This window comes from Paraburkholderia sp. SIMBA_053 (genome assembly GCF_046534895.1).
Taxonomy (GTDB): Bacteria; Pseudomonadota; Gammaproteobacteria; order Burkholderiales; family Burkholderiaceae; genus Paraburkholderia; species Paraburkholderia caledonica.
This window is the reverse complement of record NZ_JAWRXU010000017.1, coordinates 124995-134315: the sequence shown is the minus strand read 5'-3', so window position 1 is coordinate 134315 and position 9321 is coordinate 124995. Positions and strand designations below refer to the sequence as shown.

At 64.1% G+C, this 9321-nt stretch carries 7 protein-coding genes; 6 read left to right on the top strand and 1 reads right to left on the bottom strand.

The genetic code is table 11. The features are described from left to right. Positions 1 to 614 precede the first annotated feature (614 nt). Positions 615 to 1751: an alpha/beta fold hydrolase gene (locus SB753_RS31090; RefSeq protein ID WP_410803672.1), complete on the top strand. Its 1137-nt coding sequence runs from the start codon at positions 615 to 617 to the stop codon at positions 1749 to 1751. Positions 1752 to 1851: 100 nt separating this feature from the next. On the opposite strand, the gene SB753_RS31085 is transcribed toward SB753_RS31090, so the two are convergent. Then, the gene (locus SB753_RS31085; RefSeq protein WP_410803670.1) at positions 1852 to 2847 is read right to left on the bottom strand and encodes an LLM class flavin-dependent oxidoreductase; all 996 of its coding nucleotides are present in this window, start codon (positions 2845 to 2847) and stop codon (positions 1852 to 1854) included. Between the two features lie 289 nt (positions 2848 to 3136). On the opposite strand from SB753_RS31085, the gene SB753_RS31080 reads away from it, so the two are divergent. From SB753_RS31080 to SB753_RS31060, 5 genes are all read left to right on the top strand, one after another. Further along, a complete protein-coding gene (locus SB753_RS31080) occupies positions 3137 to 4252 on the top strand; it encodes an LLM class flavin-dependent oxidoreductase (protein ID WP_410803668.1) in 1116 nt (371 codons plus the stop codon). A gap of 11 nt (positions 4253 to 4263) precedes the next feature. Further along, positions 4264 to 5109: a class II aldolase/adducin family protein gene (locus SB753_RS31075; protein ID WP_410803666.1), complete on the top strand. Its 846-nt coding sequence runs from the start codon at positions 4264 to 4266 to the stop codon at positions 5107 to 5109. 253 nt (positions 5110 to 5362) lie between these two features. Next, positions 5363 to 5971 carry a cysteine dioxygenase gene (locus tag SB753_RS31070; RefSeq protein ID WP_410803664.1) on the top strand — a complete coding sequence of 203 codons (609 nt, stop codon included), beginning with the start codon at positions 5363 to 5365 and terminating at the stop codon, positions 5969 to 5971. After that, positions 5968 to 7569, top strand: coding sequence for a rhodanese-related sulfurtransferase (locus SB753_RS31065; protein WP_087750344.1), 1602 nt, complete (start codon positions 5968 to 5970; stop codon positions 7567 to 7569). The genes SB753_RS31070 and SB753_RS31065 overlap by 4 nt, the downstream gene beginning before the upstream one ends. A gap of 349 nt (positions 7570 to 7918) precedes the next feature. Beyond that, positions 7919 to 8905 carry an ABC transporter substrate-binding protein gene (locus SB753_RS31060; RefSeq protein ID WP_131321432.1) on the top strand — a complete coding sequence of 329 codons (987 nt, stop codon included), beginning with the start codon at positions 7919 to 7921 and terminating at the stop codon, positions 8903 to 8905. The last annotated feature ends 416 nt before the right edge of the window (positions 8906 to 9321 follow it).

Sequence of the window (9321 nt, the reverse complement as noted above, 5' to 3'; positions counted from 1 at the left end):
CGGACTTGGCGCTTTAGCGCTTAGTCCGGTCCCATGCAGTTTTATCGCGGTCGACCGGACTTGGCGCTTTAGCGCTTAGTCCGGTCCCATGCAGTTTTATCGCGGTCGACCGGACTTGGCGCTTTAGCGCTTGGTCCGGTCCAAGCGCTTTCCCCACGATGGACCAAACTTCGCGCTTTAGCGTACTCCGGTCACATGCCCGTCCTCTTTACGGCGCGATGCAATCCGTTACTTGCTACTTGTTACCGTTCCCCGCTGATGCCGGTTGCCCGGCTCTGCATATCCAGTCCCACTGCCGGGTCGCTGCACTGGCGAGCCCGTCCCGTAGTTCTAGCACCGATTCGCCTCGCGCGGGCGACGTTTGTCGTGCGCGAGGCGCCTCGCGCCCAACTGCGAACGATCGACCGTTGGGCGCCCGCGCTCCGTACGCCACGCCACATAGCCTGCGAGGTTCGCCGCGCAATATGCGTGCCACTTGGCGGCGCGCTGTGGCGCGGCTGGCGCTGCGTGCGCCGCTGCGCCGCTGACGGAGCCGTCGTAGAATCGTCGGCGGCCGGCGAGCAAGCCTGTGGGTGCTTGCGGCGGCCCGTGAACGTAAAACCAACCATGCAAAAATGTCGATGACCTTTCACCGCCTTTCCCTGCTTGTCGCATTGAGCGCCGCCACGTTCTGCGTTGCACCGGTCGCGGTACGCGCTGCTTCCGACGCATCCCCGAACAACGCGTCGACGGCCCCGTCCGTTATGTCGCAACCCGCACCGGCCAGCGTTGCGAGCGAGCCCGCTCAGCCGGTCGGCAACGACGGCCCGGCCTACGGGCCCGAGTTGGAAGGCTTCGACTATCCTGCGCCGGTTCAGCAATACGCGTTCACTTCGCAAGGCGTTGCGTTGCACATGGCGTATATGGACGTTAGACCGGCGCACGCGAACGGCCGCACAGCAGTACTTCTGCACGGCAAGAACTTTTGCGCGGCGACGTGGGCCACGACGATTCATCGTCTGAGCGACGCCGGCTATCGCGTGATCGCGCCGGATCAGATCGGCTTTTGCAAGTCGAGCAAGCCCGAGCATTACCAGTACAGTTTTCAGCAACTGGCGCGCAACACGCATGCGCTCCTCGAATCGCTGGGCGTGAAGGACGCGACCATCATTGGTCATTCGACCGGCGGCATGCTTGCCGTGCGTTACGCGCTCATGTATCCGCAGGAGACGCAGCAACTGGTGCTTGCCAATCCGATCGGTCTCGAAGACTGGAAGGCGAAGGGTGTGCCGTCGCTGTCGGTGGACCAGTGGTACCAGCGCGAGTTGAAGACCACCGCCGACGGCATTCGCCGGTACGAACAGTCGACCTATTACGCAGGCCAGTGGCGCGCGGACTACGAGCCGTGGGTGCAGATGCTGGCGGGCATGTATCGGGGACCGGGTAAGCAGATCGTCGCGTGGAATTCGGCGTTGCTTTACGACATGATCTACACGCAGCCTGTTGTCTATGAACTCGGCCAGTTGCAGATGCCGACGCTGCTGCTGATCGGCCAGAAGGACACGACGGCCATCGGCAAGGACGCGGCGTCACCCGAGGTGCGTGCGAAGATCGGCCACTATCCCGAGTTGGGTAAAGCCGCGGCCAAAGCGATCCCTCATGCGACGCTGGTTGAATTCGCCGACCTGGGCCATGCACCGCAGATGCAGGACCCACAGGCTTTTCATAAGGCGCTGCTCGACGGAATGGCGGCGCTAAAGGTGAACCGTTGAGCCGGTAAAGGTTGAAGCAGACCCGACGGGTCACAAGAAAAGTGCAATAAAGAAAAAGGGCGGTCGCGTATGCGCCGCCCTTTGTTCATCCAGTTGCGGTTCACTTTCCGCCGGCGAGTTCCTCATGAATTTCCGCGCCGATCTCGAACGACCGCAGTCGCGCCTTGTGATCGTAGATTTGCGCGGTGAGCATCAGTTCGTCGGCGCCGGTTTGATCGATGATCGACTTCAGCCCCTCGCGCACCGCATCGCGATCGCCGATCGCCGTGCATGCGAGCGAATGCGCAACCGAGTTCAATTCCATCTCCGAAGCCGCGAGCCGCTCCACCGGCGGCTGCAATTGCCCCGGCGTGCCGCGCCGCAAGTTGACGAACTGCTGCTGAAGCGACGTGAAAAGACGCTGCGCTTCGTCGTTGGTGTCCGCTGCGAAGAGGTTCACGCCGACCATCGCGTAGGGTTTGTCGAGCGTCTCCGATGGCCGGAACTGCGAGCGATAAACCTGCAGCGCTGTCAGCAGGTAATCCGGCGCGAAGTGCGACGCGAACGCAAAAGGCAAGCCGAGCGCTGCGGCGAGCTGCGCGCTGAAGAGCGACGACCCCAGCAGCCACAACGGCACATGCAACCCCGCGCCGGGCACCGCGCGAATCCGTTGGCCTGAGACCGGGTCCGCGAAATAGCGCTGCAATTCGGCGACGTCGTCGGGGAAAGAGTCCGCGCTGTTCTGCAAATCGCGGCGCAGCGCGCGTGCCGTGGATTGGTCCGTGCCCGGCGCGCGGCCAAGGCCGAGATCGATCCGGCCGGGATACAACGACTCGAGCGTGCCGAACTGTTCCGCGATCACGAGCGGCGCGTGATTCGGCAACATGACGCCGCCGGAGCCGACGCGAATCGTCTTCGTGCCGCCGGCCACATAACCGATCACGACCGAGGTCGCCGCACTCGCAATGCCGGTCATGTTGTGATGCTCCGCGAGCCAGAAGCGGCGGTAGTTCCACCGTTCCGCATGCTGCGCGAGATCAAGGGTGTTCTTGAAGGCATCTGCGGGCGTTGCGCCCGCGATGACCGGCGAGAGGTCGAGGACCGAAAAAGGGATCATTGTCTGTTCGCTTGCTGTTTCTGGCGCTTTCACGCGATGGGACATTCTCCCAAAGCTTTCGGCTTTCTGCTGATGGCGGCGCGATGCCCACGTTCGCGGAAGGGTTTGTCTGTGCAAAGCGGACCGAGGCGACGGCGCCGCCGTTACATGCAAAGTCGATATAGATATGGACGATCGATATTTAACAAGCGCATGACGCGCTGCTACCTTGAACGCCTCCAGAGAGCACGGCATTTTGCGTGCGATGCCGCTGCCCCGCCGGGCAGCAACCATTCACGGAGGCACTCGCGTGTCCATCGAATTCATCGGCATGATCCAGACCCGGAAAGTATCGGAAACGCATGCGCCGCAAGGGCCCGCTGTCGACGTCGGCTATGTCGCGCAGTTCGCCCGCGCGCATGAGGCGGCGGGCTTCGACCGCATTCTCGTGCCGCACCATTCCACGAGCCCCGATGCGCTGCTTACCGTCGCGCATGCCGCCAGTGTGACGAGCAAGGTGCATTTCATGCTCGCCCACCGCCCGGGCTTTGTCGCGCCGACTCTCGCCGCGCGCCAACTGGCGACGCTCGACCAGTATTCGGGTGGCCGGCTCGCCGTGCACATCATTTCGGGCGGCGACGACGCGGAACAGCGCCGCGACGGCGACTTCCTCTCGCACGACGAACGCTATGCGCGCACCGACGAGTATCTGAACATCGTGCGTCGCATCTGGACCGACGCGAAGCCATTCGATCACCACGGGCAGTACTATCGTTTCGAACAGGGCTTTTCGGAAGTGAAGCCGGTGCAGCAGCCGCACATTCCGGTGTATTTCGGCGGCGCGTCGGTGCCCGCGCTCGAAATTGCCGGACGTCATGCGGATGTCTACGCACTGTGGGGCGAATCGAAGGCGCAAGTGCGCGAGCAGGTCACGCGCGTGCGCGCCGAAGCCGCGAAGCACGGTCGCACAGTACGCTTCTCGGTGTCGTTCCGGCCGATTCTCGCCGCGACAGAAGCTGCCGCGTGGGAGCGCGCCGATCACATCCTCGCTGAAACGAGACGGCTGCGCGCGGCGCAGGGACTCGGGGTAGGCGGGCCCGCGCAAAGCGAAGGCGCGCGGCGTTTGCTGGCGGCATCCGGCGATTCGGATCGTGCCGACGAACGCTTGTGGACGGGCATCGCGAAAGAAATCGGCGGACGGTCGAATTCGACCGCGCTGGTCGGCACGCCGCAACAGGTCGCCGATACGCTCGCGGAGTACTACGCGCTGGGCGTCTCCACCTTTCTCGTGCGTGGCTTCGATCCGCTCGAAGACGCGATCGACTATGGCCGCGAGCTGATTCCCGCGACGCGCGAACGCATTGCGCGCTTGCGTAGCGTCGAGGGAACCCAGGGCGCCGCGACGACCGAGACCTTGGCCGCATGACCGGAGTTGCGATGACCGATCTTTCTCACGCACGTCCGGCCGCCGAACGCTCGGCGGTCGACGGCGAATCATCGACATTCAGGCGCCACGCGCCGCTGCGCAAATTCTGGTTCGACGACGTGCCGCCGCGCGAAGGCGTCGCCGAAGAGCGGCGTTACCGTCAGGAGCGGCTCGCGGTCGCGTTTCGGCTCTTCGCACGCTACGGCTTCGATCAGGGACTCGCCGGTCACATTACCGCACGCGATCCGGAATGGCCCGATCACTTCTGGGTCAATCCGTTCGGCAAGCACTTCGGTCGCATCCGCGTATCCGATCTGTTGCTCGTCAATTCGCAAGGCGAGATCGTGGTCGGCGAGGGGCCAGTGAATCAGGCCGCTTTTGCGATTCATGCGGCGATTCACGAGGCACGCCCCGAGGTGGTCGCGGCCGCGCATACGCATTCGTTGTACGGCAAGGCGTGGTCCACGCTCGGCCGCAAGCTCGATCCGCTGACGCAGGATTCCTGCGCGTTCTACCAGGACCACGCATTGTTCGACGATTTCCGCGGCGTCGTGCTCGATACCGAAGAGGGCGCGCGCATCGCTGCGGCGCTCGGCGGCAACAAAGCGGTGATTCTGAAGAATCACGGCATCCTGACGGCGGGTCCGAGCGTCGAAGCGGCGGCCTGGTGGTATATCGCGCTCGACAACGCCTGCCATGCGCAATTGCTCGCCGAAGCGGCCGGCGCGCCGCAAGCCATTCCTCACGAGATGGCGGCGCTGACGCACGAGCAGGTCGGCCGCGCGAACGGCGCTTTGTTCGCCTTTCAGAGCCTGTTCGAAGGCCTCGTGGAAGCGGAGCCCGACGTGCTGACCTGAGCGCTTTTGCCGGAATCTCGCGGGACTCTCGCGGTTCATCGCTGCGCCGCTGCGGCGCAGCGATGCCGCGGCTAAATAGCACAACGGCGGGCGACGGTACGCAACGCCGGGCGAGGGGGCAACCACAGTCGAGCGGCGTGCCGAACTCGCACCGCTTTGGACCGCATTCTTCAACGCGGCGCTCGCTGCAGGTGCGCGAAGCGACCAGTGCCGCCCGCGCGCCGAACTTCCACATTATTCTGTCAAGCTATCCATGACCCAGACCCTGAGGCATGACCGGCTGCGCGCGTTCGTCGGCCGGATTGCGTCGCTCGTCGGCGACGAAACGCCCGAAGCCGCGCTGCTCGAAGCGGGCGCTGTTGCGCTACGCGAACTGATTGCGCACGACGACTGGCTGCCCGATGCTTTCGCGCGGCCCGACCCCGAGCGCTACCAGCAGTTTCTGTTGCATGCGGACTCGCGGCAGCGTTTTTCGATCGTCAGTTTTGTCTGGGGGCCGGGGCAGTCGACGCCCGTGCACGATCATACGGTTTGGGGGTTGATCGGCGTGCTGCGTGGCGCGGAAATTGCGCAGCATTACCGTGCCGCGCCGCATGGCGATCTGGTCGAAGAGGGCGCACCGCAGCGCCTCGATACCGGTGCCGTCGCTGCGGTGTCGCCGCGCATCGGCGATATTCATCGCGTGCGCAATGCTTTTGGTGACCGTACGTCGATCAGCATTCACGTGTACGGTGGAAATATCGGAGCGGTGAGCCGCTCCGTTTATCCGTGCGGCGGTGGCCGCAGAAATTTTGTGTCCGGCTACTCGAACGACGTGTTGCCGAACATCTGGAATGTGTCAAAGGAGTCTCCGATCTCATGACATTCGAAAAAGATTTACGTACCCGATCTTATTCAGACGTGCGCCGCGCACTGCTCGAACGCGAGGAAATCGCGCTCGTCGATGTGCGCGAGGAAGATCCGCACGCGCGCAGTCATCCGTTATTCGCCGCGAACCTGCCGCTGTCGCGGCTCGAACTCGATGCACCGGTGCGCCTGCCGCGCCGCGACGTGCCCATTGTCGTGCTCGACGACGGCGAAGGGCTCGCCACTCGTGCGGCGGAGCGCCTGGCAGGCCTCGGCTACACCAGGGTCGCGCTGCTCGAAGGCGGTTTGCAAGGCTGGCGCAAGGCCGGCGGTGAGCTGTTCCAGGACGTCAACGTGCCGAGCAAAGCGTTCGGCGAACTGGTGGAAAGCGTGCGCCACACGCCTTCGTTGCCGGCGCAGCAAGTGCAGGCGCTGCTCGATCGCGAAGAAAACGTGGTCGTTCTCGACGCACGCCGTTTCGACGAATATCAGACGATGAATATTCCTGGCAGCATCAGCGTGCCGGGTGCCGAACTGGTGCTGCGCGCGCGTGAACTCGCGCCGGACCCCACGACGCGGATCATCGTCAATTGTGCGGGGCGTACGCGCAGCATCATCGGCGCGCAGTCGCTCATCAACGCGGGCGTGCCGAACCCGGTCGCCGCGCTGCGCAACGGCACCATCGGCTGGACTCTGGCGGGGCAGCCGCTCGCGCACGGCAGTTCGCGCCGGCCGCATCCGGTCGTCGACGATACGCTGCGCCTCGTCGCCGCCGACGGCGCGCGCGCGGTCGCCGATCGCGCGAAGGTAGGGCGCACGTCACGCGACGAAGCGCGCCGTTGGGCTGACGAGGCGGTACGCACCGTGTACCGCTTCGATGTGCGCACGCAAGAGGAATATGAAGCGGGCCATGTGCCGGGCTTTCGCCACGCGCCCGGCGGCCAGCTCGTGCAGGAAACCGAGATGTTCGCGCCGGTGCGCGGTGCGCGCGTGATCCTCGCGGACAGTGACGGCGTGCGCGCGAACATGACGGCGTCGTGGCTCGCGCAGATGAACATCGAGGTGTACGTGGTGGACGGTCTGACCGCCGCCGACTTCGCCGAAAAGGGTCAGGCGCCTGCCGCGCGCCTCGCGCCCCAGCCACCCGCCGCCGACGAAATCGCGCCGGCGGAACTCGCCGCGCTCCTGCAGTCGCCGGGCACGGTCGTACTCGATGTCACGAGCAGCGCGAACTATGTGAAGCGTCATATTCCAGGCGCGTGGTTCGCCATTCGCAGTGATCTGGAGAGGGCGGTGCACAAGCTGCCGGACGCTCAGCGTTATGTGCTCACATGCGGCAGCAGTCTGCTCGCGCGCTTCGCGGCGCCCGAGTTGGCGGCGTTGACCGGCAAGCCGGTACAGGTGCTCACGGGCGGCACGGCGGCATGGATCGAAGCGGGTCTGCCCGTGGAGAGCGGCGAGACGCGGCTGGCGTCGCCGCGCATCGATCGATATCGGCGTCCATATGAAGGCACCGACAACGCGCGAGAGGCAATGAACGCTTACCTCGAGTGGGAGTATGGGCTCGTCGCGCAACTGGCTCGCGACGGCACGCATGGATTTCATGTGATCTGACGTTGGCGTTCAAGCCCGCGCTGCGGTTGCCGTAGCGCGGGCTAAACCGCCAACTGGCGACGAACCAGCGGCCACATTGAGAACCTGGACACGCCGCGCGGCCCAAGACGCGCGTTGCGTGCGCGCACTCCTTGAAGTGCCGTTCGATCGCTGCGCGGAACCGCTCAGCAGACGTGGGATCTTCATGACGATCCGCGAGGTGCTTCGTGCGTCTGACAACCCGCGCGTGGCCATTCTTTCAAACCTCGCACGCAATAAAAATTCGCATATTTGCATAGCAGAATAAGGCGTTTGTCTTAAATGAGCCGCTCGCTTATCGTCGCTGGAATCTCATTTGCAGGCCTTCCACATGACGCTACCCGGTTCTCTTTTTGCGACGTTCTCTGCGCTGCAACGCGCGCTTGTCAAAGCGCTCACAGCCGCTGTGCTGGCGATTCCCGCTTTGCTATTCGCAAGCGCATCGAATGCCGCCGATCTGCCCGTGCTTAAGGTCGGCGATCAATCGCTGCAAACGCGCGGCATTCTTGAGGCCTCGGGCCAGTTGAAAGACCTGCCGTACAAGATCGAATGGTTCAACTTTCCGGCAGCGCAACCGCTTGGCGAAGCGTTGAATGCCGGTGCCGTGGATGTCGGCGGACTCGGAGACGCGCCGCTCGTGTTTGCGCTCGCTGCCGGCGCGCGCGTGCGGGCCGTCGCCGCGACGCGGTCCAATCCGCTCGATCTCGCGATCGTGGTCGGTCCGCAATCGCCGCTCACCGAGGTCGCAAACCTCAAGGGAAAGCGCCTTGCCACGACGCGCGGCTCTATCGGTCATTACCTCGCGCTTGCCGCACTAAAGAAGGCGAATCTGTCCGCGAGCGACGTCACGTTTGTGTTCCTCGCGCCGGCCGACGCCAAGGCCGCGCTTGCTTCGGGCAGCGTCGATGCGTGGTCCGTTTGGGACCCGTACACGGCGCTTGGCGAGTCGCGCGATCACGACCGCATCATCGCGAACGGCGTGGGTCTATCGGAAGGGCTCAGCTATCAGGTCGCTACCGAGACCGCGATTGCGGCCAAGCGGGCGCAGTTAGCCGATTTTCTGCGACGCGTGGCGACGGGGCAGCGTTGGGCGCTCACGCATCCCGATGAAGTCGCGGCGATGCAGTCGCGCGTCACCGGCTTGCCGACCGACGTGTTGAAGACGGTCTATCAGCGCGGCCAGGTTCATCCGGTCGCCATCGACGATAGCGTCGTGGCCGCGCAGCAGCGCACCGCCGACACCTACGAAGCAGCCAGCGTGATTCGCGCGCATCTGGATGTGCGTGCGAGTTTCGATCGCAGTTTTCCATTGCCCTGAGCGCCCTGGTGCAACGAAATCCTCTGCAAATTCGGTGTAAACGCGCTCTCGTCTAAACCGTCTGATCCCGTTAGATTAACGTCACCTGAAGGCTTATCGAGGGACCAGGACGGCCATACAAGCAGCGGTTCGTCACTTCCGGCGATGGCGCAAGGTGAGCGGCCAAGGTCGTTCATCGCCGCGCTGGAACCGGACCGCTGCGCGTCGTCCACGCACTCATCCCGGTCTTTCGCATCTTCCGTAGTCCCTTTTTTCTCCGCGTCACCTCCCGTATCGGTCGCGAGCACCTCATTGCCGCCACGAGACATGCCGACGCTTTCCACGGCGTCGCCTGTTTGCTTTCTGTTGCGTCTGTTGCTGTTTGCAATAAACCTCGCTCCGACAGCCTGATCCTCCAGAAAACGCCTGACGTCCCA

Excerpts from the sequence above, each read along its gene's own strand:
- SB753_RS31075 (WP_410803666.1), top strand. The coding sequence starts at position 4,264 with ATGACCGATCTTTCTCACGCACGTCCGGCCGCCGAACGCTCGGCGGTC.
- SB753_RS31070 (WP_410803664.1), top strand. The coding sequence starts at position 5,363 with ATGACCCAGACCCTGAGGCATGACCGGCTGCGCGCGTTCGTCGGCCGG.
- SB753_RS31085 (WP_410803670.1), bottom strand. The coding sequence starts at position 2,847 with ATGATCCCTTTTTCGGTCCTCGACCTCTCGCCGGTCATCGCGGGCGCA.
- SB753_RS31065 (WP_087750344.1), top strand. The coding sequence starts at position 5,968 with ATGACATTCGAAAAAGATTTACGTACCCGATCTTATTCAGACGTGCGC.
- SB753_RS31060 (WP_131321432.1), top strand. The coding sequence starts at position 7,919 with ATGACGCTACCCGGTTCTCTTTTTGCGACGTTCTCTGCGCTGCAACGC.
- SB753_RS31090 (WP_410803672.1), top strand. The coding sequence starts at position 615 with ATGTCGATGACCTTTCACCGCCTTTCCCTGCTTGTCGCATTGAGCGCC.